26 protein-coding genes are annotated in these 26,539 nt (G+C 65.6%); 12 read left to right on the top strand and 14 right to left on the bottom strand.

Annotated features, from left to right (window positions below):
- Positions 1-575 precede the first annotated feature (575 nt).
- The 4 genes from CEY09_RS11470 to CEY09_RS11455 all read right to left on the bottom strand — a co-directional run bounded on the left by CEY09_RS11470 (position 576) and on the right by CEY09_RS11455 (position 4,233).
- The gene (locus CEY09_RS11470) at positions 576-965 is read right to left on the bottom strand and encodes a hypothetical protein (RefSeq protein WP_023087359.1); all 390 of its coding nucleotides are present in this window, start codon (positions 963-965) and stop codon (positions 576-578) included.
- Positions 966-1,301: 336 nt separating this feature from the next.
- On the bottom strand, positions 1,302-2,423 hold the full coding sequence (locus tag CEY09_RS11465; protein ID WP_023087358.1) for a PDDEXK nuclease domain-containing protein: 1,122 nt from the start codon (positions 2,421-2,423) through the stop codon (positions 1,302-1,304).
- On the bottom strand, positions 2,420-3,619 hold the full coding sequence (locus CEY09_RS11460; RefSeq protein WP_023087357.1) for a tyrosine-type recombinase/integrase: 1,200 nt from the start codon (positions 3,617-3,619) through the stop codon (positions 2,420-2,422). The genes CEY09_RS11465 and CEY09_RS11460 overlap by 4 nt, the downstream gene beginning before the upstream one ends.
- A gap of 230 nt (positions 3,620-3,849) precedes the next feature.
- Positions 3,850-4,233: a DUF4148 domain-containing protein gene (locus tag CEY09_RS11455; protein WP_088588705.1), complete on the bottom strand. Its 384-nt coding sequence runs from the start codon at positions 4,231-4,233 to the stop codon at positions 3,850-3,852.
- 383 nt (positions 4,234-4,616) lie between these two features.
- Here CEY09_RS11455 and CEY09_RS11450 point away from each other — a divergent pair, with 383 nt between their 5' ends.
- Positions 4,617-5,507, top strand: coding sequence for a LysR family transcriptional regulator (locus CEY09_RS11450; RefSeq protein ID WP_006224713.1), 891 nt, complete (start codon positions 4,617-4,619; stop codon positions 5,505-5,507).
- Between the two features lie 194 nt (positions 5,508-5,701).
- On the opposite strand, the gene CEY09_RS11445 is transcribed toward CEY09_RS11450, so the two are convergent.
- The 8 genes from CEY09_RS11445 to purT all read right to left on the bottom strand — a co-directional run bounded on the left by CEY09_RS11445 (position 5,702) and on the right by purT (position 14,818).
- Complete coding sequence (locus tag CEY09_RS11445) at positions 5,702-6,253, bottom strand: adenine phosphoribosyltransferase (RefSeq protein WP_088588704.1); 552 nt, start codon at positions 6,251-6,253, stop codon at positions 5,702-5,704.
- A 54-nt stretch (positions 6,254-6,307) separates the two neighbouring features.
- Positions 6,308-8,002 (bottom strand): thiol reductant ABC exporter subunit CydC, encoded by a 1,695-nt coding sequence (gene cydC, locus CEY09_RS11440; RefSeq protein WP_088588703.1) that lies wholly within the window; start codon positions 8,000-8,002, stop codon positions 6,308-6,310.
- The gene (gene cydD / locus CEY09_RS11435) at positions 7,999-9,675 is read right to left on the bottom strand and encodes a thiol reductant ABC exporter subunit CydD (protein ID WP_234818285.1); all 1,677 of its coding nucleotides are present in this window, start codon (positions 9,673-9,675) and stop codon (positions 7,999-8,001) included. Before cydD ends, cydC begins: the two co-directional genes overlap by 4 nt.
- A 77-nt stretch (positions 9,676-9,752) precedes the next feature.
- On the bottom strand, positions 9,753-9,878 hold the full coding sequence (cydX, locus tag CEY09_RS11430) for a cytochrome bd-I oxidase subunit CydX (protein WP_006224717.1): 126 nt from the start codon (positions 9,876-9,878) through the stop codon (positions 9,753-9,755).
- A 16-nt stretch (positions 9,879-9,894) separates the two neighbouring features.
- A complete protein-coding gene (gene cydB, locus CEY09_RS11425) occupies positions 9,895-11,049 on the bottom strand; it encodes a cytochrome d ubiquinol oxidase subunit II (protein ID WP_088588898.1) in 1,155 nt (384 codons plus the stop codon).
- Positions 11,050-11,062: 13 nt separating this feature from the next.
- Positions 11,063-12,637, bottom strand: coding sequence for a cytochrome ubiquinol oxidase subunit I (locus tag CEY09_RS11420; RefSeq protein WP_006224719.1), 1,575 nt, complete (start codon positions 12,635-12,637; stop codon positions 11,063-11,065).
- Between the two features lie 128 nt (positions 12,638-12,765).
- On the bottom strand, positions 12,766-13,311 hold the full coding sequence (locus tag CEY09_RS11415) for a GbsR/MarR family transcriptional regulator (RefSeq protein WP_088588701.1): 546 nt from the start codon (positions 13,309-13,311) through the stop codon (positions 12,766-12,768).
- A gap of 289 nt (positions 13,312-13,600) precedes the next feature.
- The gene (purT, locus tag CEY09_RS11410; RefSeq protein WP_088588897.1) at positions 13,601-14,818 is read right to left on the bottom strand and encodes a formate-dependent phosphoribosylglycinamide formyltransferase; all 1,218 of its coding nucleotides are present in this window, start codon (positions 14,816-14,818) and stop codon (positions 13,601-13,603) included.
- A 104-nt stretch (positions 14,819-14,922) separates the two neighbouring features.
- On the opposite strand from purT, the gene CEY09_RS11405 reads away from it, so the two are divergent.
- The 9 genes from CEY09_RS11405 to CEY09_RS11365 all read left to right on the top strand — a co-directional run bounded on the left by CEY09_RS11405 (position 14,923) and on the right by CEY09_RS11365 (position 22,459).
- Positions 14,923-15,912 (top strand): KpsF/GutQ family sugar-phosphate isomerase, encoded by a 990-nt coding sequence (locus CEY09_RS11405; protein ID WP_006224722.1) that lies wholly within the window; start codon positions 14,923-14,925, stop codon positions 15,910-15,912.
- Positions 15,909-16,517, top strand: a complete 609-nt coding sequence (locus tag CEY09_RS11400; protein WP_081534199.1) for a KdsC family phosphatase — start codon at positions 15,909-15,911, stop codon at positions 16,515-16,517. The genes CEY09_RS11405 and CEY09_RS11400 overlap by 4 nt, the downstream gene beginning before the upstream one ends.
- 37 nt (positions 16,518-16,554) lie before the next feature.
- Positions 16,555-17,187: an LPS export ABC transporter periplasmic protein LptC gene (gene lptC, locus CEY09_RS11395; protein WP_006224724.1), complete on the top strand. Its 633-nt coding sequence runs from the start codon at positions 16,555-16,557 to the stop codon at positions 17,185-17,187.
- Positions 17,184-17,834 (top strand): lipopolysaccharide transport periplasmic protein LptA, encoded by a 651-nt coding sequence (gene lptA / locus CEY09_RS11390; protein ID WP_006224725.1) that lies wholly within the window; start codon positions 17,184-17,186, stop codon positions 17,832-17,834. Before lptC ends, lptA begins: the two co-directional genes overlap by 4 nt.
- Positions 17,835-17,867: 33 nt before the next feature.
- Positions 17,868-18,662, top strand: coding sequence for an LPS export ABC transporter ATP-binding protein (gene lptB, locus CEY09_RS11385; protein ID WP_088588700.1), 795 nt, complete (start codon positions 17,868-17,870; stop codon positions 18,660-18,662).
- Between the two features lie 221 nt (positions 18,663-18,883).
- Positions 18,884-19,222 (top strand): ribosome hibernation-promoting factor, HPF/YfiA family, encoded by a 339-nt coding sequence (gene hpf, locus CEY09_RS11380; RefSeq protein WP_006216296.1) that lies wholly within the window; start codon positions 18,884-18,886, stop codon positions 19,220-19,222.
- A gap of 377 nt (positions 19,223-19,599) precedes the next feature.
- Positions 19,600-20,055 (top strand): PTS sugar transporter subunit IIA, encoded by a 456-nt coding sequence (locus CEY09_RS11375; RefSeq protein WP_006224727.1) that lies wholly within the window; start codon positions 19,600-19,602, stop codon positions 20,053-20,055.
- A 21-nt stretch (positions 20,056-20,076) separates the two neighbouring features.
- The gene (hprK, locus tag CEY09_RS11370; RefSeq protein WP_006216298.1) at positions 20,077-21,003 is read left to right on the top strand and encodes an HPr(Ser) kinase/phosphatase; all 927 of its coding nucleotides are present in this window, start codon (positions 20,077-20,079) and stop codon (positions 21,001-21,003) included.
- A 22-nt stretch (positions 21,004-21,025) separates the two neighbouring features.
- Positions 21,026-22,459 (top strand): aminotransferase-like domain-containing protein, encoded by a 1,434-nt coding sequence (locus CEY09_RS11365; protein ID WP_088588699.1) that lies wholly within the window; start codon positions 21,026-21,028, stop codon positions 22,457-22,459.
- A gap of 7 nt (positions 22,460-22,466) precedes the next feature.
- On the opposite strand, the gene CEY09_RS11360 is transcribed toward CEY09_RS11365, so the two are convergent.
- Together CEY09_RS11360 and CEY09_RS11355 are read right to left on the bottom strand one after the other, a co-directional pair.
- On the bottom strand, positions 22,467-23,750 hold the full coding sequence (locus CEY09_RS11360) for a cytochrome c (protein WP_088588698.1): 1,284 nt from the start codon (positions 23,748-23,750) through the stop codon (positions 22,467-22,469).
- Positions 23,751-23,762: 12 nt separating this feature from the next.
- A complete protein-coding gene (locus tag CEY09_RS11355; RefSeq protein WP_088588697.1) occupies positions 23,763-24,521 on the bottom strand; it encodes a c-type cytochrome in 759 nt (252 codons plus the stop codon).
- 186 nt (positions 24,522-24,707) lie between these two features.
- Here CEY09_RS11355 and rapZ point away from each other — a divergent pair, with 186 nt between their 5' ends.
- Both rapZ and CEY09_RS11345 read left to right on the top strand, forming a co-directional pair.
- Entirely contained in the window at positions 24,708-25,580 is an 873-nt protein-coding gene (gene rapZ / locus CEY09_RS11350) for an RNase adapter RapZ (RefSeq protein WP_006224731.1), read from the top strand.
- Positions 25,577-26,533, top strand: coding sequence for a septal ring lytic transglycosylase RlpA family protein (locus CEY09_RS11345; RefSeq protein ID WP_088588696.1), 957 nt, complete (start codon positions 25,577-25,579; stop codon positions 26,531-26,533). Before rapZ ends, CEY09_RS11345 begins: the two co-directional genes overlap by 4 nt.
- Positions 26,534-26,539: the final 6 nt, after the last annotated feature.

Below are 26,539 nucleotides of genomic sequence, written 5' to 3'. Positions count from 1 at the left end.
GCGCAGGGTTGGTGCGGCCCGCAGGCGCAGCCGAGGACACGGCCTTGCGCGCCTTGACGGCACACGGGCGCGGGCTACAGTCGCGGACAAGGTGATGAAGTCAGGGGAGACGGCTGGACAAGGCAACGGCCATCCCTATGTGCTGACCGCACGGCAAGCGAAGCGCGCAGGCCCGAAGCTGGAAGCCGGGCCGGAGGCGTCAGCCGAGCGGAGCGAGGGAACGATGGAAGCCCGTCAGGGGCGAGACGCCGCAGGCGGCTCGATGCGAAGCACGACAGCGCGACCGGCCGTGCCTCCTGGCCGGGGACGCCCATGCAGTCGTGAAGATGCAGCGTGGATCTTCTGTGGTGGACAAACGGCCTTTGCGGCATCGGTATTTCCGCGCCGGCGCAGCCGGGGCGGCGGTCTTTCAGGGGCGCCAAGCGAAGTGCGGCGGGGATGTGTCGAAGGCACTTCCCCTGGAGTGCAAGCGCCAGCGCGCAGCGCCGCAGGCGCGAAGTCATCGGCACCAGGGCGCAGCAGAAAAAAAGGTGCGCCGCCCCGCAGGGCAGCGCACCGGATGGCACCAGGCGCGATCAGTTCGCCGCCGTCATCGTCTGCAACTGCTCGATCACACCGGGTTCAACGAAGACGCACGGCTGGTCGGCCGCGATCGGCACGTTGAACACCTGCGCGAACGCTTCGCGCTTGAGGTGCGCCAGGCGGCCCGTCCGATATGCCTGTTCGGGCTTCACGCGATTACCGCCGCCCGGCGAGCCGCTGCGCTGCGGGTCGCACTCGACCAGCGCGACAAAGCCATCGTCGGACAGCTTCTGGTGTTCAGGGCACAAGCCCCAGCCGGTCGCCGTATGGCGCTCCATGCTCGCGCGCAGGCGCTTGTCCAGCAGGATCGCGCCGGTGTCGAAGCGAGTGCCGCAGACCAGGCAAACGTGTTGTTCGAGGGAAACATGCGATTTATCGTTCATGACGATCTCCGGTTGCACGGGCGGAATTGCCCGGAACCGTCGCCAGCACGGCGCAGCGCAAGCCGTCACAGGGTCGAAGACGGCCACGGCCGCAAGCGTGCGAGCACGCGCAGCCCTTTACGGCGAGAACGCCGTGGTACGGTGAAGGGAACAGCAAGACCGCCCAGCTACATTCATCGAAGGCTCGGACAGGCAAGCGGAGCGCGCAGGCCCGCAAGGGCCGGAGGCGTCAGCCGAGTGAAGCGAGGGGACGATGGAAGCCCGACAGGGGCGAGACGCCGCAGGCGGCTCGATGCGCAGCACGACAGCGCGACAGCGGCACGCTGGGACGCCCGGCTATTTCTTGCGCTTCTTGAGGAGAAGCGTTCCGCGAGACTCGATCAACAGCCGCGTGTTCTCCAGTTCCTTTTGCAGCACTTCGGCATCCGGCAACACCATCTTGTAGTTCGCCGCCATGACTTTACTCGGCAAGCCTTCGAGCGCATACCGCGCCAAGGCGTGCCCCTTGTCGGCGCACAAGATCAACCCCACGGGCGGGTTCTCGTCGCCGAACGTCCAATGTTCCTTCGCGTAATTGCAATACAAGTGCATCTGTCCCACGTCGGCATGGGTCAACGCACCGAGCTTCAAGTCGATGATGACAAGAGAGCGCAACTTGCGATGGAAGAACAGCAGATCGACGCGATACCAGGTCTGGTCGATGCGCAAGCGACGCTGCCGCCCGACGAAGGTGAAACCATCGCCCAACTCCAGCAGAAAATCCTCCAGCCGGCGAATCAGGGCTTGTTCCAAGTCGGATTCGGAATACTCGTCCTTGAGGTTCAGGAACTCCAGCACATACGGGTCTTTGATGGCGTCGCCGGCGCTGACGGCATCCTCCGGCTTCGGCACGGCGCCTTTGACCAGCATCGCCGCCTTGTTCTTCGACAGCGCCGTGCGTTCGTAGAACTGGCTGTTGATCTGCCGGTCGAGCTGGCGCACGCTCCAGCCGCCGCGCAGGGCTTCGGCTTCGTAGAACCGGCGGGCGTGGTCGTCCTTGACCACCAGCAATCGCGTGTAGGCCGACCACGGCAGCGTGAACACTTGCGCCAGTTCGGCGAGGCCCAATTTCCCAGACGGTGTCTGGGAAATTGCGGAAAGAGGATACGCGAGGAAGAACCGCCGCATGTTCTCTAGGTTGTTCACGCCGAACCCGCGCCCGAATTGCGCGGTCAAGTCAGCGGACAGCCGTTCCATCAACTGCTCGCCGTAGCCCGCGCGTCGCTTGCCCCGTTGCTCGGCTTCGATGATGCGGCGGCCGATTTCCCAATAGCTCGCCGTCATCAGCGCATTGACGCTGCGGGCCGCCGCCTGGCGTGCGGCATCGAGCAGTTCGACGATGCCGCTGTGGATGCCGGCGTAGCCGGCAGGCAAGGCGGCGGGAGTCTTCCCCGCCGCCGATAGCGTCCGCTTGCTCATGCCGTCGCCTCCACGCTGCGCGATGCGCCAGTGATCGTCTTGCGCCGGTTCGCCACCAGCTCGGCGGCCTTGCGCACCGGGTCATCCTCGGTATGGACATAGCGCATGAACATCACGACGGTCTTGTGTGCCGTCAGCGCCATGCCGACCTTGACCGGGATGCCCGAATTGGCAATGTCGGTCGCCGAACGATGGCGGATGCCGTGCGTCCCCACATGCGTCGCACCCGCCGCTTTGAGCGCACGGCTCCAACCGCCGTAATACTCGCCCGTGGTCAGGTGTTGCCCCGGATGGCGTGGCGACGGCAGCACATAAGGATTGTCCTTTTGCCGCGGAGCGGTCGAAAGCAGCCGGTAGGCTTCCTCGCTCATGGGCTTGGACATACCGCCGGTCTTGCTGTCGGGCCAGACGACGCGGCGGTTCTCCAGATCGACCCATTCCCATTCGAGCGTGACGATTTCGGAGCGGCGGCCGGCAAACTCGAATTGCAGGCGGATCGCCAGCGGAATGACGTAGTTCTCCAGCCCCTCGGCCTCGATCTTGTCGAGCTGCCGGAACAGCTTGCCCATGTCCTCGTCACTGATGAGGTGGGTGGACTTGCCGGCAGGGAACATCGGGACATGGCGGCACGGATTGGTGCCGTCAGGCCGATAGCCCCACACTTCGGCCATGTTGAACATCTTGCGCAAGACGCTGAAGACCTTGTTCGCCTCGGTTTGCTTGTATGAGAGCTTTTCCATCAAGCCCGCGATGTCAGGTCGCTTCACGTCCTGAACCTTCCTGCGGCCCAGCAGCGGAATGATGTTGCGGTCAATGACGCCTTGATAGCCGACCTGAGTACTCGGCTTGTTGCGCTTCTTGGAGTAGTCCTCCATGAACTTCTTGCACAACTCCTCGATGGTAGGCGCCTTGCGCGCCTCGGCCTTGTCGGCGGCGGGATCACCACCCCGGCGCACCTGGGCCAGCCACTCCTGCGCGAGCGAGCGCGCCTGTTCGACGGTCAGTTCCCCGTATTGGCCCAAGGCAGGCTTGCGACGTTCGCCGGCGTTCGTCCGATACTGGAGCATGAACACCTTGCGGCCTGACGGGGTAATCTTGCACAAGAAGCCGGGCACCAGCGTATCCCGGAGTTCGATGGCCTGCGCCTGGGGTTGTGCCGCATCGACAGCGGACTTGGTGAGCTTGATCTTTGCCATGATGACTCCTCGGAAAGACCCGGTTTCCAGGAGCCTTGTAGGGGCCAGCAGCAGGAAAGTCGGGTCAAGTTTCGGAAAGCACCGGCATATGTTGAACTCGCCTAAGTCCTTGATAAACCTGCTATAGCGGGCTATGGCGTAGTCCAGCGAAGTACGGTGCGGGAGTCATCCTGAAATAAAAAACCCCTCGGCGTCTCAAGGGGTTTCTCGTGACCATCCCGGGGCGGGACTTACTTGCCCTTAGGCGGGTAGTCCAGTTCACCGAAGGTGTATTCGCCGCGGGCCTTGGCTTCGGCCAATTCCTGGCGGACTTGTTCGCGCGTCTTGCCGCCCGATTGCGACACGGCGGCGCGCGGCGGGTAGTCCAGTTCGGCGGTCGTGACCTGGCCGGCGGCCTTGGCGCTTTGCAGTTCTTGCTGAACCTGGTCGCGCGTCATGCTGGTTTGCGTCGCGGTGGCGGGCGGGTAGTCCAGTTCACCGAACGTGACCTGGCCTGCGGCCTTGGCGGCTTGCAGTTCTTGTTGAACCTGTTCACGCGTCTTGCCATCGGCGTGGGCGGCGGTCATGCCAACCAGGGTTGCGGTAACCATAAGTGCAGTTGCTAGGGCTTTCATTGTGATGACTCCATCCTAAACCTTGCACACCGTCTTCTGCCAGGCTGGCAGGTGCGATGTGACTGTTTGATTGCTGGGACGAAGTATCTGGCGATTGGCGCCTAGTAAAAACCCTTATTTTGGTGAACATATTTTCACCGATGGGACAATTGCACGATGTATCCGGTGCAATCTGCGCGATTATTGCGCAGTCCCCTGGTAGAGCAAGATACCGCAAGCCTTGCGGGCATTCAGCTGGAAGCAAGCTGGGTGACGGAACATGCGCCCACCACCCAAGGCATGGGATGTTCCGTGTGGATAAATAGACATTTCTGCTGGCGGGACAATAATTCCATTTATCATACAAATCTGCCAGAAATGGAAATTTGAGTTTAGAGGGCACTATGGATATCCAGCTTAACGACATCGCGCTTTTTGTCGAAGTCGCCAAGCGCAAGAACTTCAGCCATGCGGCGGAAGCCTTGAATATTCCAACCTCCACGCTCTCGCGCCGCGTCAGCGAACTGGAACGCAGCGTCGGCATGCGCCTGTTGAACCGCAGCACGCGCAAGATCGACCTGACTGAAGCCGGCGCCATCTACTTCGAACGCTGCCGGCACATTGTGGAAGAAGCGCGCATTGCGCACGACCAGCTGTTGGACATGGCGGTGCAGCCCAAGGGCCGCCTGCGCATCTCGCTGCCCACGAGCCTCGCCCAGCTGTTCCTGCCCGCCGTCATCAGCGAATTCCGCGAGCAGCATCCGGACATCGAATGCGATTTCGATCTGAGCATGCGCCCGATCGACCCCATCAGCAATCCGTTCGACCTGATCCTGCGTTTCGGCCAGCAGCCGGATTCCAGCCTGATCTCGCGCAAGATCGTGCTGATGGCGCACCAACTGTATGCCTCGCCCGACTATCTGGCCCGCCACGGCGAACCGCGGGTGCCTGCCGACCTGACGCACCACGAATGCCTGCGGCCGACGATGCGCGAAGAATCATCCTTCTGGATGCTCCATTCGGGCGACAAGGTGGAACGCGTGCAAGTGTCCGGCCGCCTGTCGGCGAACAATGTGGGCATGCTGGGACGCCTGGCCGGCCAGGGCCTGGGCATCACGCCGCTGCTGGTGTTCGATGCAATGGAACGCGCCATCAAGCAGGCAGGGCTGGTGCGGGTGCTGCCCGACTGGAGCCTGACGCCCCTGCCCCTGTTCGCGTTGCTGCCCTCGCGCATGCTGCCCGCCAAGACCAAGGCGTTCCTGGACTTCATCCAGCCCCGCTTATCGGATTCGTAGGATGGGTGGAGCGCGAGGGTTCAGTGCCAAGAACTCCGACCTTCAGCGCGCGAAACCCATCAAGCAGCGGTGGGTTCTTGCCAGCGTCAGCCACAACGCACAGGCTGCTTGATGGGTTTCGCGCGCTGAGCACCTGCGTTCTTGCTTAAGAACCCTCGCGCTCCACCCATCCTACGCCCTGCAATCGGGGTCGCTTACGGCGTTGCGTCGCCGTACTGACAGACCGTATAGAGCGGCGTGCCGGTGGCGGCCACCTTGGCCGAGCCGCCCAGGTCGGGCAAATCGATGATGGCGGCCGCTTCGACCACGTTCGCGCCCAGGCGCTGCAGCAGCTTGATCGCGGCCAGCATGGTGCCGCCCGTGGCGATCAGGTCATCGACCAGCAACACGCGTTGGCCGGTGCGCACGGAATCCGTGTGCATCTCGACGGCGGCATTGCCGTATTCCAGCGAGTATTCCTCGGCTACGGTGCGGTAAGGCAGCTTGCCCTTCTTGCGCACCGGCACGAAACCCAAATTCAGTTCATAGGCCAGCACGCTGCCCACGATGAAGCCGCGCGCGTCCACGCCTGCCACCAGGTCAAGGCGCTGGCGCATATAGCGGTAGACGAACAGATCGATCAACACCCGGAACGCGCGCGGGTCTTGCAGAACCGGCGTGATGTCGCGGAACACGACACCGGGTTGGGGCCAGTCCGGAACGCTGCGGATGGTGCGCCGGATGTACTCGGCGTTGTCGGTCTGCATGGAAGGCGGCCCTGAAGAATTGAAGCAAGGCGAACTATAACCTTGCCACCGCGCTTAAGCCAGGATTGCCGCCGGTGACAAGTCATGTAATTGCGCGCCGCGCAATTCATAGCAGCGGTCGACGGCGCCGGGGGGCAACGCCGCGTGCGTCGCCAGCACCACGGTGCGTCCCCGCACCGCGCGTTCCAGGTCGTTGAAGAAGTCGGCTTGCGCCGCGGCATCCAGGCCGGCCGTAGGTTCGTCCAGCACGATGACCGCTGCCGGCGACAGCAGCGCCCGCGCCAGGCACAGGCGGCGCGCCTGGCCTGCCGACAGTTGCGAACCGGTCTCGCCCGCCCAGGTGTCCAGCCCGTCGGGCAGGCCGCGCACGAAATCGCCCAGCCTGGCCGCGTCCAACGCGCCCCACAGGGCCGCATCGTCGGCCTGCGGGTCCCCGATCAGCAGATTGGTGCGCAAGGTGCCCAGGAAAACGGGCGCGTCCTGGGACAGCAAGGCAATGCGCCGGTGCCAGTCCGCCTGCGCGCAATCGCGCGCGTCGCAGCCACCAAAGCGCACGTGTCCCGCTTGCGGGTCTTCCAGGCGCAGGATCAGATGCAGCAGCGTGGACTTGCCCTGCCCGCTGGCCCCCACGATGGCGACGCGTTCGCCGGGCTCCACCCGCAGGTCGATGCCGTCCAGGACGACCGGGCGCGCACCCTCCGCCCGGGCCGGATAGCGGAACACCACCCCGTCCAACTCCAGCACGCCGGCGGACGGCAAGGCGCGCACCGTGGCCGCGTCCTGCATGTCGGGCTGGGCTTGCGTCACCTCGCGGATCCGCGCCGCCGCCGACATGGCCGAACCCATGCGGGACGCGCCGCGCATGATGGGCCCCGCCACTTCGAAAATGCCGATGACGGCCAGCAGCAGACCCACCAGCACGGGTCCCTCGATCAGCCCCGCTTCATGCGTCCCCAATCCGAACCACAGTAACGCCAACACCGAAACGCCGGCCGCGACTTGCAGGAACCATTGCCCGCGTGCCGCCACCCGGGCCTGGCTGCGGCGCGCCAGCGCGCTGGCTTCGCAAAGCCGTTCGAAATGCGCGGCGGTGGGCGCCTGCGCATGCAACGCCACCATGTCGGCGTGGCCATCCACCGCGTCCAGCGTCGCCGCGCGCAGGCCGGCCGCACTTTCCTGGGCGGCGGCGCCCGGCTTGCGCGCCGCCCGCAGCAACCATGCCGGCACCAGCACACAGGCCGTCAGCAACGCCAGCGCAAACGCGAGCGCGGCGGCAGGCACCCACATGCCCAGCACCGCCGTCAGCACGGCGCCGCCCAGGATCGCGGTGGCCAACGGCGCCAGCACGAACAGGAAGACCGTATCCAGCGCGTCGACGTCGCCCGTCATGCGCGCCACCAGATCGCCGCTGCGGTACTTCGCCAACTGGCGCGGCGTCAGCCGGATCAGCGCCCCGAACACCGTGGCGCGCAGATCCGCCAGCAGGCGCAACGTGGCCGAGTGGCCCACCACGCGGTCGGCATAGCGCGACACGATGCGCAAAAAGGACAAGCCACGCACCAGCGCGGACGGCGCGAACAGGTTGAAGACCCCGCCCGCCCCCGCCAGGGCTGCGCCCGTCAGGAACCAGCCGGACACGCCCAGCAAGCCGACGCCCGCGGCCACCGTGGCCAGCGCACAGAACAATGCGAGTAAAAGCCCGCTTTTCCGGCGTGCGTACAGCGGCAGCAGCAACAACAGATTCTTCATGCGTCTTCCACTTTCCCGCCCGCTACTCGCAGCACGCGGCCGAAGCGGGCCGCCACCACGGGTGCATGCGTCGCAAGCAGCAAGGTGCGGCCTGCGGAGAATTCCAGGATTTCATCCAGCACCCGGGCCTGGGTCGCCTCGTCCAGATGCGCCGTGGGCTCGTCCAGCAGGATCAGCCCGGGATCCCGCAGAAACAGGCGCGCCAACGCCACGCGCTGTGCCTGCCCGCCCGACAGGCCATGGCCCCGGCTGCCCAGCAGCGTGTCCAGGCCCTGCGGCAGCGCGTCCGAAAACTCCAGCACACAGGCGCGCCGGGCGGCTTCCCGCAGATCGGTGTCGGATGCGCCCGGCCGGCCCAGCCGGATGTTGTCGGCGATCGACCCGGCCAGCAATTGCGGCTTCTGCCCGATCAGCGCCACGCGCTGGCGCAAGGCGGCTTCGTCCCAATCGCCCAGCGGCACGCCGTCGATGCTCACCTCGCCATCGAATGGCCGCAACCGGGCAATGGCTTCAATAAGCGTGGACTTGCCGATGCCGCTGGGGCCCATCAATGCCACTTGTTCGCCCGGCACCAGCCGCAACGCGGCGTCGGCCAGCACCAGCTGCCCACGCCCCGGCGCCGTCACGCGCAGGCCCGTCACCTCGACGGGCGCGCCGGCTTCCGACGCCGGCGGCACGACGGTTCCGCGTCCGGCCGCCTTCGGCTCGGCGGCGTCGTCTTGCGGCAGGCCATCGAAGAGCACCGCGATCTGCGTGACGGCGGCAAGTGCCGTGGCGCGGTCGTGATAGTGCGCGGCGAACTGGCGCAGCGGGGCATAGACTTCAGGCGCCATCAGCAGACAGAACAGGCCCGCCTGCAAGGTCAGGGGCGACCACCGCACGTCCAGGAACCCCAGATAGGTCAGCCCGATATATACGGCCACGCCCGCCACGCCCAGCGCGGCGAAGAACTCCAGCACGGCGGACGACAGGAAGGCGATACGCAGCACCGACATCGTGCGCTGGCGCAGCGCGTCGCTGGCGGCCACCACGGAAGCCGCCTCGGCTTCGGCGCGGCCATACAGCTTCAGGGTGGACAGCCCGCGCAAGCGGTCGGCGAAGAAGCCGGACAAGCGGGCGAACGCGCGCAGGTGACGGCGGCTGGCGCCTTGCGCGCCCCACCCCACCAGCGCCATGAACAGCGGAATCAGCGGCGCGGTGATCAGCAGCACCAGGCCCGCGATCACGTCCACGGGCAACAGCAACACGGAAAACGCCACGGGCAGCATGGCGGCAGCGGCCATCGCAGGCAGGTACTTGGCGAAAAAGCCGTCCAGCGCCTCGACCTGGTCCACGACTGCGCTGGCCAGTTCGCCAGACGCCTTGCCGCGGCTCCAATAGGGGCCCTTCGCCACCAGCCGGGAAAACAGCGACTGGCGCACATGGCGCTTGATGCGTTCGGCCGCGTCCGCCCCGGCGCGTTCACCCGCCCAGGTGATGCATGCGCGCAGCAGCATCAAGCCGGCGATGCCCAGGATGCTTGCCAGCAATTCCTGGCGCGGCGCCTGGCGGACGATCGCCGCATCCAGCACGCTGGCCAGCAGCCAGGCCTGCACGACCAGCAAGGCGCCGCTGACCAGCGGCGCAGCGCCCGCCACCATCAGCGGAACCCTCGCCGCCTTGGCAAGCGCCATCAGCCACCCCGACTGTTCGCGCGGCGGTTTCTGCAGGCTGGCGGACGGGTCGTGCTCGAGGGTGCTAGCGCCGCCGCTCACTCGTCGCTACGGCTGGCGCGCGGGTCATGCGAATGCCCTTCACGCAGCTCGAACCACATTGCATTGAGGATAGCGAACGCACACGCCAGACCCAAGCCGAGTATCCACGAGAAATACCACATGGTGGAGGCTCCTTTATCAGTAAGAGTTGGGCGTGTCGCCCACGGAATCATGGGTGACCTTGCCGCGCATCACGCGATACACCCAGGCGGTGTAGAGCGTCACGATCGGCAGGAAGATGGCCACCGCGATCACCATGATCCACAGCGTCAGGTGGCTGGACGACGCGTCCCAGACGGTCAGGCCGGCTTGGGGATTGGTCGACGACGGCATCAGGAACGGGAACAGCGAGAAGCCCACCGTCAGGATGACGCCGGTGATCGACAGCGCGGACGCCAGGAACGACAGGACGTGCGCGCGGACGCTCAACAGCAGCAGCACCAACACCGCACCGGCCACGCCCAACGCGGGCGCGATCCACATCAGCGGCCATTTCGCGTAGTTGGCCATCCAGGCGCCTGTCTGCACGGTCACGGTCTTGAGCATGGGGTCCGACGGACCCTTCATGTCGACCGCGCTGGTAATGACGTGCCCACTCAAGCCGCCCGCCACCCAGAATCCACCCGCCACAAACAGCGCCACCGTCAGCAAGGCCAGCAGGCGCCCCCAATTGCGGGCCCGGGACGAAATCGGGTCCTCCGTGCGCCAGGCCAGCAGCACCGCGCCGTGCATGGCCAGCATCACCACGCTCAGCACCCCGCACAGCAGGGCGAACGGCGTGAAGAGCTGGTAGAAATGCCCCTCGTACACCATGCGCAGCGCCGAGCCCTGGAACGTGAAGGGCACGCCAAGAATGATGTTGCCGACCGCCACACCGAACACCAGCGAGGCGACGACGCCCGAAAAGCACAGCACACCGTCCCAGCTGTTGCGCCAGCGCGTGCCTTCCATCTTGCTGCGGTACTTGAAGCCCACGGGACGCAGGATCAGCGCGATCAGCGCCAGCATCATCGCCAGGTAGAACCCGGAGAACGACGCGGCATACAACAGCGGCCAGGCGGCAAAGATCGCGCCGCCCGCCGTGATCAGCCAGACCTGGTTGCCCTCCCACACCGGGCCCACCACGTTGATCACCACGCGGCGCTCGGCGTCAGTCTTGGCCACCACCGGCAGCAAGGCGGCCACGCCCAGGTCGAAGCCGTCCATGACGGCAAAGCCGATCAGCAAGGCGCCCAGCAGCGCCCACCAGATCACGCGCAAGGTGCCATAGTCAAAAGGAATAAGGGTATCCATCTGCTTCTCCCCCTCAGGCGCGCACGGCGGCGCGCACAGGATCGGCGGCGGCGTTGCCCGCCACCGGCCCATCGGATTTCGGACCCGCCTTGATGGCGTGCAACATCACCTTCACGCCGATGATCAAGAGGACCGTGTACAGCACCAGGAAGATAGCCAGGCTGATCGCCAGGTCGGCAATCGTCAGCCCGGATGCGGCGTAGTACGTCGGCAGCACACCTTCGATCACCCAGGGCTGGCGGCCGTATTCGGCCACGAACCAGCCGCTTTCAATGGCGACCCACGGCAGCGGCAGGCTCCACAGCGCCACCTTGAGCAGGCCGCGGCGGCTGTCCAGCCGGCCGCGCGACGCCAGCCAGAAGGCCACGCCGAAGAACAGGATCAGGTACATGCCCACCGCCACCATGATGCGGAACGCCCAGAACAGCGGCGCCACATTGGGCACGGTGTCTACCGCGGCCTTCTTGATGTCGGCCTCGGTGACCTTGCTCATGTCTTCCTGGTAGCGCTTGACGAGCAAGGCGTAGCCCAGGTCCGGCCAGGTCTTGTCGAAGGTCATGCGCGCATCCGTGTCCTTGGGGTTGGCGCGGATCTTCTGCAAGGCCTCGTAGGCCACCATGCCGTCGCGGATGCGGTTCTCGGCACGCAGGATCAGGTCGTCGATGCCCAGCAGCGGCGTGGTCAGGGAACGCGTGCCGATGATGCCCATGACGTAGGGGATCTCGATGGCGAAGTCGTTCTTGCGCTCGGCCTGGTTGGGGATCGCGATCAGGTTGAAGGACGCGGGCGCGGGTTCCGTGTGCCACATGGACTCCATGGCCGCGATCTTCATCTTCTGATGTTCGGTCGTGAGGTAGCCGCTTTCGTCGCCCAGCACCACGACCGACAGCGCGCCGGCCAGGCCGAAGCTGGCGGCCACCGCCATCGAACGCTTGGCCAGGTCGGTATGACGGCCTTTCAGCAGGTACCAGGCGCTGATCGACATCACGAACATGGCGCCGGCAACATAACCCGCGCTGACCGTGTGCACAAACTTGGCTTGGGCCACCGGGTTGAAGATCACCGCCGCGAAGTCGGTCATCTCCATGCGCATGGTGTCGGGATTGAAGATCGCGCCCACCGGGTTCTGCATCCAGCCGTTGGCGATCAGGATCCACAGCGCCGAGAAGTTCGTGCCGAACGCCACCAACCAGGTCACCACCAGGTGGCTGACCTTGGACATGCGGTTCCAGCCGAAGAAGAACAGGCCGACGAAAGTGGCTTCCAGGAAGAAGGCCATCAGCCCTTCAAGCGCAAGCGGCGCGCCGAAGATGTCGCCCACATAGTGGCTGTAGTAGGACCAGTTCATACCGAACTGGAATTCCATCACCACGCCGGTCGCGACACCGAGTGCGAAGTTGATGCCGAAAAGCGTGCCCCAGAACATCGTCATCCGCTTCCAGATGGGGCGGCCGGTCATGACGTACACGCTTTCCATGATGGCCAGGATGAACGACAGGCCAAGCGTGAGAGGGACGAACAGGAAGTGGTAAAGCGCGGTCGCGGCAAACTGGAATCGCGACAGATTTACGACGTCGAGATCAATCATTGGGGCGCTCCCAAGCAGTTGAGGTGCCGCGGCAACCGGCATGGTTCCCAGGCCGTCTCTCGCGCCATGTTACGGGCGATGGATACAACTTCATAGAGGTTTCCTGAAAAATCGGGGCGCATGGGGATTTAGCTCTTGCCCCGCAATTTGCCGGCGAAGCCCAGCACTTTCTGCACTTGCGAACCCAGTCGCATGAGCTTTTGTACGGTCTCCGGGGGCAGGCGTTGAACCTCATCGAACCATCCGGAAGACAGTTCGATGAGCTCCAGCATTTCGGTCATGCGCTGCTGCGCGTAGGCGTCGTTGGGGCCCGAGGGGGTCTCGAGCAGGGTGTCGCGCAGCAGGGTAAGGGTGGGATTGATTTCGCGTTTGCGCTTTTCTTCCATCAGGATGCGGAAGATCTCCCAGACGTCTTTGGGCGTCTCGAAGTAGTCGCGGCGGTCGCCCACTTGATGGATCAGCTTGACCAGCCGCCAGGACTGCAGCTCTTTCAAGCCCAGGCTGACGTTCGAACGCGAAAACCCGAGGGTTTCGGCGATGTCGTCCGCGTTCAACGGTTCAGGGTGCAGGAACAGCAAGGCGTAGATCTGGCCGACGGTGCGGTTCACGCCCCAACGGCTGCCCATTTCGCCAAAATGCAGCACGAAACGTTCGTTTTGGGGGGTAAGAACCATGAGTATCGACGCCAACAGGTCAGGACAGCGGCTTGGCTGATATACACAGTTACACCGTTTTCAGTAATTCCTGAAATTATCGAACAAACTGTGAGAAAGCGCAAACCACACTGCCCGCAGGGGTAATGGCGCAAGCCTGCCCCGCGGGCCGCCCGGGCTAAGTTACCCACCGGATATGACCGCCGCAGGCGCCCCAATGCAGACAGCCACCGGCTTGTGAGGCGGGTGGCTGTAAAGGAGGACGGCGCCCCCGGCAGCAATTAAAGGGGACGGGCCAGGCCCGCCGGCGTCAGCCGGCCTTGACCGACACGGCGGCGGATACGCGCTTGGCCTTGGCGCGCGCGGTCGCCACGTCCTCGGCAACGGCCAGGCCCACGCCCATGCGGCGTTTCACGAAGGATTCCGGCTTGCCGAAGAGACGGATGTCAGTGCCGGATTCGGTCAGCGCTTCGGCTACGTTGTGGAACGTGACCGTGGCGGCGTCCACCCCGCCATAGATGACGCTGCTGGCGCCCGGCTGGCGCAGGGTGGTGTCCACCGGCAGCCCCAGCAGCGCGCGGGCATGCAGTTCGAACTCGTTCTGGGCCTGCGTGATCATGGTGACCATGCCGGTGTCGTGCGGACGCGGGCTGACTTCCGAGAACCAGACCTGATCGCCGGCCACGAAGAGCTCGACGCCAAAGATGCCCAGCCCGCCCAGGTCGGACGTAACCGCCAGGGCGATTTCCCGGGCGCGGGCCAGCGCGGCGGGCGACATGGGGTGTGGCTGCCAGCTTTCGACGTAGTCGCCGTCGACCTGCTTGTGGCCGATGGGTTCGCAATAACGGGTCTCGATCTTGCCGTCGGCGCCGCGGGCGCGCACGGTCAGCAGCGTGATTTCGTAGTCGAAGCGGATGAAGCCTTCGACGATGGCGCGGCCCCCTCCAACCCGGCCGCCTTCCTGGGCGTAGCGCCAGGATTGCGCCACGTCATCCGCGCTTTTGATCACGGATTGGCCCTTGCCCGACGAGGACATGACCGGCTTGATGACGCAGGGGTAGCCGATGCCGCCATCGATAGCGGCGCGCAATTCCGCCTCGGTATCGACAAACTTGTAGGGCGAGGTAGGCAGGCCCAGGGTCTCGGCCGCCAGGCGGCGGATGCCCTCGCGGTTCATGGTCAGTTGGGCGGCGCGGGCGGTCGGGGTGACGCGCGCCACGCCGGCGGCTTCCAGTTCCACCAGCAAACTGGTGGCAATGGCCTCGATTTCGGGGACAATAACGTGCGGCCGTTCCTGTTCGATGATCTTCTTCAGGGCGTCCGCGTCGGTCATCGAAACCACGTGTGCCCGATGCGCCACCTGATGGCCCGGCGCGTCGGCGTACCGGTCCACCGCAATGACTTCCACGCCCAGCCTCTGCAGGGCAATGATGACCTCTTTGCCCAATTCGCCTGATCCGAGCAGCATGACTCGGGTGGCCAAGGGGGACAGGGGCGTGCCAAGGACGGGGCTGGAAATGCTGGACATGGAGCGGGCCTGGATAGAAGGATTGAAAGCCGTTGAAAACAGCCGCCAGGATGCCATACGCCCCTGCCGGGGGCAAACCCGCATACTGATATTAAAATCGCCGCATGACTGATCATCCCACCACATCGTCCGACACCGCGCTGGCATCTGCGCGCAGAACGCTGCAAATCGAAAGTCAGGGTCTACTGGACCTGTCCGCGCGGCTGGACGACACCTTCACCCAGGTCGTCGCCCTGCTGCTGGCGTGCCGCGGACGCGTGGTCGTCACCGGCATCGGCAAGACCGGCCATATCGCCCGCAAGATCGCGGCGACGTTCGCCTCGACCGGCACGCCCGCCTTTTTCGTGCATGCCGCTGAGGCCGTCCATGGTGACCTGGGCATGATCACGCAGGATGACGTGGTCATCGCCATCTCGTATTCGGGCGCCGGGCAGGAACTCCTGACCATCCTGCCCGTGGCGCGCCGCATGGGCGCCAAGCTGGTGGCGATCACCGGCAACCCCCAATCGGAACTGGCGCTGCTGGCCGACGTGCACCTGGACGGCAGCGTGGCCCAGGAGGCCTGCCCGCTGAACCTGGCGCCCACCGCCAGCACCACGGCCGCGCTGGCCCTGGGCGATGCCCTGGCCGTCGCCTGCCTGGAAGCCCGCGGCTTCGGCCCGCAGGATTTCGCGCGGTCGCATCCGGGCGGCGCCCTCGGCCGCCGCCTGCTCACCCACGTGCGCGACGTGATGCGCCACGGCAGCGCCCTGCCGATCGTGCTGGCCGGCACCCCCGTGTCCCAGGCGCTGGAAGTCATGTCCGCCAAGGGCATGGGCATGACGGTCGTGACCGACGCGCAGCACCGCCCGCTGGGCATCTTCACCGACGGCGACTTGCGCCGCCTGATCGCCCGGCACGGCGATATCCGCAGTCTGACCGTGGAGGCGGGCATGACCCGGTCGCCACGCAGCATCAACCCCGACGCGCTTGCCGTCGAGGCCGCCCAGCAAATGGACGAACAACGGCTCAACCATATGCTGGTGCTGGACAATGACGGCGCGCTGCTCGGCGCCTTGCACATGCACGATCTGATGGCCGCTAAAGTGGTATGACTATGAATCTTCCTGCTTCCGTGACTCACCCGGCCGAAGCGCTGGTCCTTGCCCGTATCCCCGCCACCGTGCGCGACCGCGCCGCGGCCGTGCGCCTGATGGTGTTCGACGTCGACGGCGTACTCACCGATGGCAGCCTTTACTATGGCGAAAGCGGCGAACTGCAGAAGCGCTTCAACGCACTGGACGGCCACGGCCTGCGCCTGCTGATGGAAGGCGGGCTGACGGTGGCGCTGATGACCGGCCGCTCGGGCCCCATCGTGGCGCGCCGCGCCGCGGAACTGGGCATTGCGGAAGTCACGCAGGGCGTACGCGACAAAGGCGCCGCCCTGACAGAACTTGCGCAGCGCCTGGGTGTCCAACTGAACCAGACCGGCTATATGGGCGATGACATCATCGACCTGCCGGCCATGCAGCGCGCGGGCTTCGCCGCCAGCGTGCCCAACGCCCCGGGCTACGTCAGCCAGGCGGCGCATTGGGTATCGACGCAATCCGGCGGCAGCGGCGCGGTGCGCGAATGCTGCGACCTGCTGCTGGCCTCGCAAGGGCGCCTGGGCGCGTTCCTGGCGGCCCCAGGCCTGTTAGGCCCGGGCGCCATCCAATGACCCTCTTGAATACGCATACGCCGTTGCGGCGAACCTGATGAAAGAACGTTTCCCCTCACTGATCGCGCTGTTCCTCCTGCTGGTGCTGGTCACCAGTTCGTGGTGGGCGGCCGATTACGCGCAGCGCGCCATCCAGGTGGACCCGCCGCGGCGCCTCACGCACGAGATGGACGCGTGGTCGCGCAATTTCGTGATGCTGCGTACCGACCCGTCGGGGCGCCCCATCAACCGCCTGGAAGGCGAATACGCCGAGCACTTCCCGGACGATGATTCGTACCACATCACCGCGCCCCGCGCGGTGGGCCAGCGCGAAGCCAACCCGATCACGGTGGGCGTCTCGAAGACCGCCGTGATGGAGCAAGGCGGCAAGCGCATCGTCATGAACGGCGACGCCCACGTGCATCGCCAGCCCGACGCCAACAACGACATGCTGGACGTGCGCAGCCAGCAGTTGATTATCCTGCCCGATGATGACGTGGTCTTTACCGACCTGCCCGCCGAAGTCATCAAAGGCCGTTCGCGCATGAACGGCAAGGGCATGCACTACAACAACAAAACACGCCAATTGCAGGTATCCGCGTCGACGGACGTCGAGATCGCCGGTTCCGAAGGCAAGCAACAGCGCCGGACCGAGATACCCGCCAACAACCCTGATCAGAAGAAACCATGACCGACCTCCGGATTCTCCTTGCCCCGACGACCCGCCTGATTGGCGCCGTCCTGCTGACGGCATCGGTGCTTGCGCCGGTACACGCACAGGACGCCGCCGCCAAGCCCGCGGCCGGCGCCAGCAAGGCGGCAACCCCCGCCGAGGAGCCCAGCACGCTGATCCTGTCGGACACCCTGCACTACGACGACGTGAAGAAGCAAAGCGTCTTCACGGGCAACGTCAACATGACGCGCGGCCTGATGACCCTGACCTCCGACACGCTGGAAATGCACGAGGACGCCCAGGGCGGCCAATACGGCACGGCCACCGCCAACAAGGGCAAGGTCGTGACCATCCGCCAGGAGCGCCCCGAGACCTTCGAACTGATCGAAGGCAAGGGCCTGCGCGCCGAATACGACGGCACCAAGAGCACCTTCGACCTGATCGGCCAGGCCGTCGTTATCCGTTACGTCTGTGGAAAACCGTTCGACACGATTCGCGGCGAACGGGTACGCTACAACGAGAAAACCGGCACGTACGAGGCCCAGGGCGGCCCCAATTCCGCCGCAGCCGGAGGCCGGGTCCGCTCGGTTGCCGAACCGCGCGCCAAGTCGGACGCGGCAGTCGCCGAATGCCGCAAGCAGCAAGCCGCCAAGAAAGGGCGCTAAGCCGCTCCCCACGCAACACCACTCGCAGCCACGATGAACCAACCTTCTGTGCCGACCCCCGTGACCTCCGCCCCCTCGGGGGTCAAGCAGGGCAGCCTGCGCGCAACCGGTTTGCGCAAGACCTATAACGGCCGGACCGTGGTGCAGGACGTCTCCCTGTCCGTGGTCAGCGGCGAAGTCGTGGGCCTTCTGGGCCCCAACGGCGCCGGCAAGACCACCAGCTTCTACATGATCGTGGGCCTGGTGCCCGCGGACGCCGGCCGCATCGAAATCGACGGCTCGGTCATCACGGCGATGCCGATCCACAAGCGCGCGCGCATGGGCCTGTCGTACCTGCCCCAGGACGCCTCGGTGTTCCGCCGCCTGACGGTGGAACAGAACATCCGGGCCGTGCTTGAATTGCAGGTCGGCGAGGACGGCCGCCCGCTGTCCACGCCCAAGATCAACGAGCAGATGGAGTCTTTGCTGGAAGAGCTCCAGATCGGCCACATCCGCAGCAATGCCGCCATCTCGCTGTCGGGCGGCGAACGCCGCCGCGTGGAAATCGCGCGCGCGCTGGCCACCAGCCCGCGCTTCATCCTGCTGGACGAGCCCTTTGCCGGCGTCGACCCCATTGCCGTCATCGAAATCCAGCGCATTGTGCGGTTCCTGAAGGGCCGCGGCATCGGCGTGCTGATCACCGACCACAACGTGCGCGAAACGCTGGGCATCTGCGACCGCGCCTACATCATCAGCGAAGGCAAGGTGCTGACCGACGGCCACCCCGACGAAATCGTGGGCGATCCGGCCGTGCGCCGCGTCTATCTGGGCGAGCACTTCCGCATGTAACAGGCACCTGGGGAAGACCCCTAGCCCTCTCTCGGGCAAGGGACAATACGCCCCAGGGACTCCGCCATAAAAATGCCATGTTCTTGCGCTAGGTCAGCTTGTTTTATCGGCCCGAGTCTATACACTAGTACTTAACGAAGCCACCCAATCAAGGAGAACGCCTAACGACCTCACCGCGCATTTTGCGCACCCTTTTTTCTCTTTTAGAAGGAGAGCACACTATGAACCTGAGCATCTGCGGTCGTCACCTCGACGTCACCCCGGCAATCCGGGAATATGTCATGAACAAATTGGCGCGAGTGCTGCGGCATTTCGATCACGTCATCGATACCCAGGTCATGCTCTCAGTAGAGCCCCTGCGGCATAGAGCCGAAATCACCATGCGTCTAAGCGGTAAGGACATTCATTGTGAAGCAACCGATGAAAACCTCTATGCAGCCATAGACCTTCTTGCTGACAAAGTCGACCGTCAGGTCATCAAGCACAAGGACAAGGTACGAAGTCACTCAGCGGAGTCCGTGAAGCGGCAAGCGGCGAGCCTCTCGCCACCCCAGCAGTAATGCGCTTCATGATCACTCGCCCTGGGCGATCAAGCTAAACAGCGATTGTAAAAATCCTGCCTAAGTCCCGGTGTCCCGCTAGACGTCAGTCCAGCCGGGGCATCGGCAAACTCCCCGCACTACCCCTCCCGCGTCACTCCCCCACGAAGCTTTGTCCCCGAATTCCCGGTTGTTCCAGCGAATCGCAGGCGCGTTGTCGTTTTCCGGCATTTCGGGCCGAATCCGGCCATTTGGACACCGCGTTGCCCCCTGGAATGCCCACAATCCCGCGTGATCAGTCTATGCTGTCGCTCTTGCCGTGCCGTCGTCCGCCCACGCAATGGGCGCGGCGCAAGGCCAATTTATTGCACTGCGTCATATAACCATATAATGATCCGATGAATCATTTGTCGCGCATCCTACCCGCCGGCAACGTCGTGCTCGATATGCTCGCCACGAGCAAGAAACGGGCGTTCGAACAAGCTGGCCTTCTTTTTGAAAACAACCATGGCTTGGCACGCGCGCTCGTGTTCGACAGCCTGTTTGCCCGGGAACGTCTTGGCTCCACTGCCCTTGGGCAGGGCGTAGCCGTTCCCCACGGCCGCGTGAAGGGGTTGGAGCAGGCGCTGGCGGCATTCATCCGCCTGGCGCAGCCCATCACCTTCGACGCGCCCGACGGGCAACCGGTGTCGATGCTGCTCTGCCTGCTGGTGCCGGAAACGGCCACCCAGCAGCACTTGGACATCCTGGCCGAACTCGCTCAACTCATGTCCAACAAGGCATTGCGCGAGGCCCTGGCCACGGAGGCCGACCCGGCCATCGTCCACAAGATGCTCACGACCGGCCAACTCTGACCCCTCCGCGGAAACGCTGCCATGCTCACGGTGCAGGAACTCGTCGACGACAACGCCGACAAAATCCCCTTCAACTGGATCTCGGGCCAAGGCGCCGCTGACCGCGCGATTCCCGATGACGGCATGGCGGCAGCCGACCTCGTCGGCCACTTGAACCTGATCCACCCGTCGCGCATCCAGGTGTTCGGGCAGGAAGAACTGGCGTACTACACGCGGTTCGACCTGCGTCGCCGCATGCACCACATGGACGAGCTGCTGATCGGCGGCGTGCCCGCCATCCTGCTGGCCGACGGACTGACGCCGCCGCAAGACCTGGTCGACCAATGCGACCAGCATCAGGTGCCGCTCTTGTCGACCCCGGTGGCGGCCGCGCAACTGATCGACCTGCTGCGCATCTACCTGGGCAAGAAGCTTGCGCCCACCACCACCGTGCACGGCGTCTTCCTGGACGTGCTGGGCCTGGGCGTGCTGATCACCGGTGAATCCGGCCTGGGCAAAAGCGAACTGGCGCTGGAACTGATTTCGCGCGGACACGGCCTGGTGGCCGACGATGCCGTGGAGTTCTCGCGCACCGCCCCCAACATGATCGAAGGCCACTGCCCGCAGCTGCTGCAGAACCTGCTGGAAGTGCGCGGCCTGGGCTTGCTGGACATCCGCACCATCTTCGGCGAGACCTCGGTGCGCCGGAAGATGCGGCTGAAGCTGATCGTGCATCTGGTGCGCGCCACCGCGCAAGACAAGTTCGAACGCCTACCCCTGCAGGACATCACGCAAGACATGCTGGGCCTGCCCGTGCGCAAGGTGATGCTGCAAGTGGCCGCCGGCCGCAATTTGGCGGTGCTGGTCGAGGCCGCCGTGCGCAACACGATACTCAAGCTGCGCGGGATCGATACGCTGGGCGAGTTCATGGAACGCCAAGCCATGGCGATCCTGCAAAGCAGCAAATGAACGCGCGTCGCCACGCGGCACCGTGAGCCTGTACGAAACACTTGCCGCCGAGATCGCCAAGTCGATCCGTGACGGCGTGATGCGCGTGGGCGACAAGCTGCCGTCCGTGCGCGACGCCTGCGCCGCGCGCGGCGTCAGCCCCTCCACCGTATTCCAGGCGTACTACCTGCTTGAAGCCCAGGGCCTCATTCGCGCCCAGCCGCGTTCGGGCTACTACGTCCACGCCCCCGCGGAATCCCTGCCGCCTGAACCCGGCGCGTCGTGCCCTGGCGGTGACTCCACCGAGCTGGCAATCAGCGAACGCATCTTCGACATCCTGGGTTCCGTGCGCAACCGCGACGTGACGCCGCTGGGCTCTGCCTTTCCCTCGCCCCTGCTGTTTCCGCTGCCGCGGCTGGCACAAGCGATGGCCTCGCACCTGAAACGCCACAACCCGCTGGATACCGTCGAAGACCTGAGCCCTGGCAATCCGGGCCTGCGCCGCCAGATCGCACTGCGTTACCTGATCGGCGGCATCAACGTGCCCGCCAGCGATATCGTCGTGACCAACGGCGCGCTAGAGGCCTTGAACCTGTGCCTGCAAGCGGTCACGCAGCCGGGCGACACCGTCATCGTGGAAGCGCCCACGTTCTATGGCGCCTTGCAGGCGCTGGAGCGGCTGGGGCTGAAGGCGCTGGAAGTACCCACCCATCCGCGCACCGGCATCGACCTGGACGCGATGGAAGCCGCCATCCAGCGGCATGCGCCCAAAGCGTGCTGGCTGATGACGCAGTTCCAGAACCCGCTGGGCAGCCTGATGCCCGACGACAAGAAACGGCAACTGGTCGAATTGCTGGCGCGCCACGACATCCCGCTGATCGAAGACGACGTCTACGGCGAACTGTATTTCGGCGCCGCGCGGCCCGTGCCCGCCAAGGCCTACGACAAGCAGGGGCTGGTGCTGCACTGCTCGTCGTTCTCGAAATGCCTGGCCCCAGGCTACCGCATCGGCTGGGCCTCCGCCGGGCGCTACACGCAACGCGTGCAGCGGCTGAAGCTGACCTCCACCCTGTCCGCCTCCGGCCCCGCGCAAGGCGCCATCGCCGAGTACCTGGAACAAGGCGGCTACGACCGCCATCTGCGCCGTCTGCGCGAAACGCTGCAGGCGCAGCAAGAGCGCATGGCCGACGCGATTGCACGAGAGTTCCCGGCCGGCACGCGCGTGACGCGTCCGCAAGGGGGATTCTTCCTGTGGTTGGAACTGCCCGCCGCGGTGGACGCCCTGGCCCTGCACCGCGATGCGTTGGCGCGCGGCATCAGCGTGGCGCCGGGCCCGATATTTTCGGCAAGCGGCCAGTTCGCCAGCGCCTTGCGCCTGAACTATGGCCACCCCTGGGACGCCGCCCACGACACCGCTATCCGCGTGCTGGGCGAATTGGCGCGGCAAGCCTGCGCGCGCGCCGTCCGATCAAGCTAGCACGGCGTCAATTCAACGTCGATGCCGCCCGCGCTCGTTTGACCTCCAGCGCGGTGACGCCGCCGGCCTCATTGCCCCAGCTATTGCGCAAGTAGGACACCAGCATGGCGATATCGTTGTCGTTCAGGATCTGCCCGAACGGCGGCATGCCGTGCGGCCGGGGATTGGCGGCCGTTGCCGGCGCATAGCCGCCGTCGAGCACCATGCGTATCACGTTGACCGGCGACGGCGCCGTGACCGTGGGATTACCCGCCAGCGCCGGCCAGGCGGTGCCACTGCCCTCGCCCTTGGCCTGATGGCATTGCGCGCACTGCTGTTCGTAGATCTTGCTGCCCAGTTCCATCGCGGCTGGCGCCGCCGCCACCCTCTGCCGCTGCGGGGAGGCCGGCGTGGCCGGCAGCGACTTGATGTAGACGCCGATCGCCAGCGCGTCGTCATCCGTGAGGTGCTGCGTGCTGCCCAGCACCACTTCGGCCATCGGGCCGCTGGCGCTGGAATGCGCCGAAATGCCGGTCTTGAGCAAGGCCGCGATATCGGCCGCCGTCCAGCGGCCCATGCCCGTCTGCATGTCGTTCGTGAGCGGCGGCGCGTACCAGTCCAACACGGGAATGACGCCGCCCGTCAGCGATTCGGACGAACGCGTCGCGCCCAGGCTGTTGCGCGGCGTATGGCAGGCGGCGCAGTGCCCCAGCCCTTCCACCAGATAGCGCCCGCGATTCCACTGCACCGACTGGCCCGCTTCGGGCTCCTGGACGCCCGGCTTGAAATACAGCGCGCGCCACGCGGCCAGCAAGGCGCGTTGGTCGTAGGGGAAGTCGAGTTCGGGTGGACGGTTGGGCTGGCTGACGGGCGCCACGCTGCGCAGGTAGGCATAAAGCGCGTCGGCATCGGCGCGCGTGACGCGCGTGTATTCGGTGTACGGGAAGGCCGGATACAGCAAGGTGCCGTCTTTGGACTTGCCGTTGTGCAGGGCCTGCCAGAAATCGTCGGCGGTCCAGGTGCCGATGCCCGTCTTGTCGTCCGGCGTGATGTTCGGCCCATACACCGTGCCAAACGGCGTCGGTATCGGTGTGCCGCCGGCCAACGCCTTGCCGCCCCGGCTGGTGTGGCAGGCCATGCAGTTGCCCGCCAGCGCCAGGTAGCGCCCGCGCTCGATCAGCGTGGAGGCGTCGGCCGACGCCGCGGCAGGCCCCGTGCTGGTGTCATCGCGCGTGCCCAGCCAATACAGGCTGCCTGCGGTGACGACCGCCGCCAGCAACACCACACCCAGGATTCTCTTTAGCAGTTTCATCGGGGCCCCCTCTCAGCGTTGCGCCTGGCTGCCGCACTCGGCGGGCAGGCGCAGCGATCCGGCGGCCTCGGGCGCATAGGGCTCGACGACCGGTTGCGACGACAGCCACGCCGCCAGGGCGCCGATGTCGGTAGGGGTAAGTTTGTCGGCGATGTCCGCCATGCAGTCGGGCGCGGCGGCGCGGCGCAAGCCGTTCTTCCAGCTGCCGATCTGCGAGCCGATGTAGTCGCGGGGCAAGCCGAGCAAGCCCGGGATGGCCGGCATCAGGCCGCTGAGGGCCGCGCCATGACAGGACGCACAGGCGGGCAGGCCGCGGGCCGCGTCGCCGTTCAAGGCCAGCGTGCGGCCCGCTTCCATCGTGGCGCTGGAGACCTGCGCGCGCACGGGCGCCGGATACGGCACGTGCTGTTCGGAGAAATACGCGGCCATCTCGCGCAGGTAGTCGTCGGGCAAACCGGCCAGCAGATGCGCCATGGGGCGGTACTGGCGCCGGTCATCGCGGAAATTCAGGAGCTGGTGATACAGGTATTCCTGCGGCTTGCCGGCCAGGCGCGGGTAGTAGCCGTCGGTGCCGGCCCGGCCCTGCGCCCCATGACAGGCCGTACAGGCCGCGACCCGGGCCGCCATGGTGTCGGGGCGCAAGGTGTCTGGGGAGGCCGGCTGCGCCAGCGCGGACGTTGTCATAAAGGCAACAACAGCCATGGCCATCACGCGGAAAATCGCCCCAAACCGCGGCAGTGAAACACTACGAAAGGAAATGAGGGCTAACATCTATGTCGAATTCCAATCCCCCGAAGCGCATGACGGCGGGGCGCGTAAGTGAATCGATCAAAGTATCCGGCCCCAAGCTTACGCCAGGGCAGTTGAAACGGTACAGGCGCAGATTCCCAGTTTACGGCCATATCAGATGCCATCCCGCCGGCATCGTCCTGGAAAAAGCGTGCCACAATCATGTCCATGTTGAAAGTCGTCCTTGTCACCGGCATCTCAGGCTCAGGCAAATCCGTTGCCCTGCGCATGCTCGAGGATGCGAGCTACACCTGCGTCGACAACCTGCCCGTGCGCTTCCTGACCGAGTTCATCGCCAACGCACGCGATGACGGCCTGGAGCGCGTTGCCGTCGCCATCGACGTCCGGTCCCCCGGCGAATTGGCGGAACTGCCCGATGTGGTCACGGCCCTGCGCGCCATGGGCACCAGCCTGCGCGTGGTCTTCCTGGACGCCAACACCGCCACGCTGGTGCAGCGCTACTCCGAATCCCGCCGCCGCCATCCGCTGACCGATCGCCTGCAGCGCGGCGGCACCGCGCCCTCGCTGACCGACTGCATCGCGCTGGAGCGCGAACTGCTGGCGCCGCTGCGCGAACAAGAGCACGTGATTGACACCTCGGACCTGACGCCCGGCCAATTGCGCGCCTGGGTCCGCGACCTGATCCAGGCCGACCGCGCGCCGCTGGTGCTGACGTTCGAATCCTTCGCCTATAAGCGCGGCGTGCCCGGCGACGCCGATCTGGTGTTTGACGTGCGCTGCCTGCCGAACCCGCACTACGACCGCAACCTGCGTCCGCTGACCGGCCGCGACGAGCCCGTAGCCACGTGGCTGGCCGGGTACGAGCAGGTCGGGCAGATGATCGACGACATCGCCGGCTTTCTGAACCGCTGGCTGCCGCAGTACACCCAGGACACCCGCAACTACCTCACCGTGGCGATCGGCTGCACCGGCGGCCAGCACCGCTCGGTCTATGTGGTCGAACAGCTGGCACTGCGCTTTGCCGACCACGATCCCCTGCTGGTGCGCCACCGCAACCAATTGCCCGTCGAATCCGCATGACCCTGTCCCGCCCGCTCCACCTGATCCTGATGCTGTTGCTGGCCATTGCCGTGGCCGGATGTTCTTCCACCGGTGGACGCAAAAAGGGCGGCGGGTATTACAAGGACGACGGCCCGGATGCGAATCCCCCGTCGAACCTGGACCAGGTGCCCGATGCGGTGCCGCGCATCGAACCCTACGCCAGCGGCGCCAACCGGCCGTACGTGGTGTTCGGCCAGCGCTATGTGCCCGACACCAGCGGCCAGCCGTACAAGCAGCGCGGCATCGCGTCCTGGTACGGCAAGAAATTCCACGGCAATTCCACGTCCATCGGCGAGTCCTACGACATGTACGCCATGACGGCCGCCCACACGACGCTGCCGATCCCCAGCTATGCGCGCGTCACCAGCCTGGTCAACGGCAAGACGATCGTCGTGCGGGTGAACGACCGCGGGCCGTTCCATAGCGACCGGATCATGGACCTGTCGTACGTCGCTGCGTACAAGCTGGGCATCATCGGGCCGGGCAGCGGTCAGGTGGTGGTAGAGAGCATTCCGCAGGAAGAGATCCGGCGCCTGGCCTCGCAAGGCGCGCCGGCCGCACCGGAACCCGCATCGGCCACGGGCTCGATGCCCGTAATGGCGCCGGTGGCCGCCACGCCCGTCGCGCTGACGGCCGAGCCGCTGCCAGGCCCCGCGCCCGGCTCCGCGCCGGTTCGCCAGGCCCCGTCGGGCGGCGCCGGCACGGTGTATCTGCAGGTCGGCGCGTTCAGCCAGCCGGCCAACGCGCAATCGCTCGTCGCCCGCATCAATTCGCAGTTGGGCGCAGCGGGCGCGCCGCCCGCCCAGGTAGAGCAGTCCAACAACCTGTACCGGGTCAGGATCGGGCCCTACCCCGATCGGCAAAGCGCCATGAACGACGTGCAGTTGGTCTCGGACCGCATCGGCATCCTGCCGAGCATCGCCACGCAATAAGCGACG

The sequence above is a fragment of the Achromobacter marplatensis genome, assembly GCF_002209535.1.
GTDB classification, from domain to species: Bacteria; Pseudomonadota; Gammaproteobacteria; order Burkholderiales; family Burkholderiaceae_B; genus Achromobacter; species Achromobacter marplatensis.
Note: the sequence above shows the minus strand (reverse complement) of the source record. Positions and strands in the feature narration are given on the sequence as shown.

Bases quoted from the DNA above. Each gene is read 5' to 3' on its own strand.
- CEY09_RS11405 (WP_006224722.1), top strand. From the start codon at position 14,923: ATGACTGATCATCCCACCACATCGTCCGACACCGCGCTGGCATCTGCG.
- CEY09_RS11470 (WP_023087359.1), bottom strand. From the start codon at position 965: ATGAACGATAAATCGCATGTTTCCCTCGAACAACACGTTTGCCTGGTC.
- cydB (WP_088588898.1), bottom strand. From the start codon at position 11,049: ATGGATACCCTTATTCCTTTTGACTATGGCACCTTGCGCGTGATCTGG.
- CEY09_RS11455 (WP_088588705.1), bottom strand. From the start codon at position 4,233: ATGAAAGCCCTAGCAACTGCACTTATGGTTACCGCAACCCTGGTTGGC.
- cydX (WP_006224717.1), bottom strand. From the start codon at position 9,878: ATGTGGTATTTCTCGTGGATACTCGGCTTGGGTCTGGCGTGTGCGTTC.
- CEY09_RS11360 (WP_088588698.1), bottom strand. From the start codon at position 23,750: ATGAAACTGCTAAAGAGAATCCTGGGTGTGGTGTTGCTGGCGGCGGTC.
- CEY09_RS11465 (WP_023087358.1), bottom strand. From the start codon at position 2,423: ATGAGCAAGCGGACGCTATCGGCGGCGGGGAAGACTCCCGCCGCCTTG.
- CEY09_RS11420 (WP_006224719.1), bottom strand. From the start codon at position 12,637: ATGATTGATCTCGACGTCGTAAATCTGTCGCGATTCCAGTTTGCCGCG.
- CEY09_RS11445 (WP_088588704.1), bottom strand. From the start codon at position 6,253: ATGCAGACCGACAACGCCGAGTACATCCGGCGCACCATCCGCAGCGTT.
- CEY09_RS11400 (WP_081534199.1), top strand. From the start codon at position 15,909: ATGACTATGAATCTTCCTGCTTCCGTGACTCACCCGGCCGAAGCGCTG.
- hprK (WP_006216298.1), top strand. From the start codon at position 20,077: ATGCTCACGGTGCAGGAACTCGTCGACGACAACGCCGACAAAATCCCC.
- CEY09_RS11460 (WP_023087357.1), bottom strand. From the start codon at position 3,619: ATGGCAAAGATCAAGCTCACCAAGTCCGCTGTCGATGCGGCACAACCC.
- CEY09_RS11375 (WP_006224727.1), top strand. From the start codon at position 19,600: ATGAATCATTTGTCGCGCATCCTACCCGCCGGCAACGTCGTGCTCGAT.
- lptB (WP_088588700.1), top strand. From the start codon at position 17,868: ATGAACCAACCTTCTGTGCCGACCCCCGTGACCTCCGCCCCCTCGGGG.
- CEY09_RS11345 (WP_088588696.1), top strand. From the start codon at position 25,577: ATGACCCTGTCCCGCCCGCTCCACCTGATCCTGATGCTGTTGCTGGCC.
- hpf (WP_006216296.1), top strand. From the start codon at position 18,884: ATGAACCTGAGCATCTGCGGTCGTCACCTCGACGTCACCCCGGCAATC.
- cydD (WP_234818285.1), bottom strand. From the start codon at position 9,675: ATGGCGCTTGCCAAGGCGGCGAGGGTTCCGCTGATGGTGGCGGGCGCT.
- lptA (WP_006224725.1), top strand. From the start codon at position 17,184: ATGACCGACCTCCGGATTCTCCTTGCCCCGACGACCCGCCTGATTGGC.
- CEY09_RS11415 (WP_088588701.1), bottom strand. From the start codon at position 13,311: ATGGTTCTTACCCCCCAAAACGAACGTTTCGTGCTGCATTTTGGCGAA.
- purT (WP_088588897.1), bottom strand. From the start codon at position 14,818: ATGTCCAGCATTTCCAGCCCCGTCCTTGGCACGCCCCTGTCCCCCTTG.
- lptC (WP_006224724.1), top strand. From the start codon at position 16,555: ATGAAAGAACGTTTCCCCTCACTGATCGCGCTGTTCCTCCTGCTGGTG.
- cydC (WP_088588703.1), bottom strand. From the start codon at position 8,002: ATGAAGAATCTGTTGTTGCTGCTGCCGCTGTACGCACGCCGGAAAAGC.
- rapZ (WP_006224731.1), top strand. From the start codon at position 24,708: ATGTTGAAAGTCGTCCTTGTCACCGGCATCTCAGGCTCAGGCAAATCC.
- CEY09_RS11355 (WP_088588697.1), bottom strand. From the start codon at position 24,521: ATGTTAGCCCTCATTTCCTTTCGTAGTGTTTCACTGCCGCGGTTTGGG.
- CEY09_RS11450 (WP_006224713.1), top strand. From the start codon at position 4,617: ATGGATATCCAGCTTAACGACATCGCGCTTTTTGTCGAAGTCGCCAAG.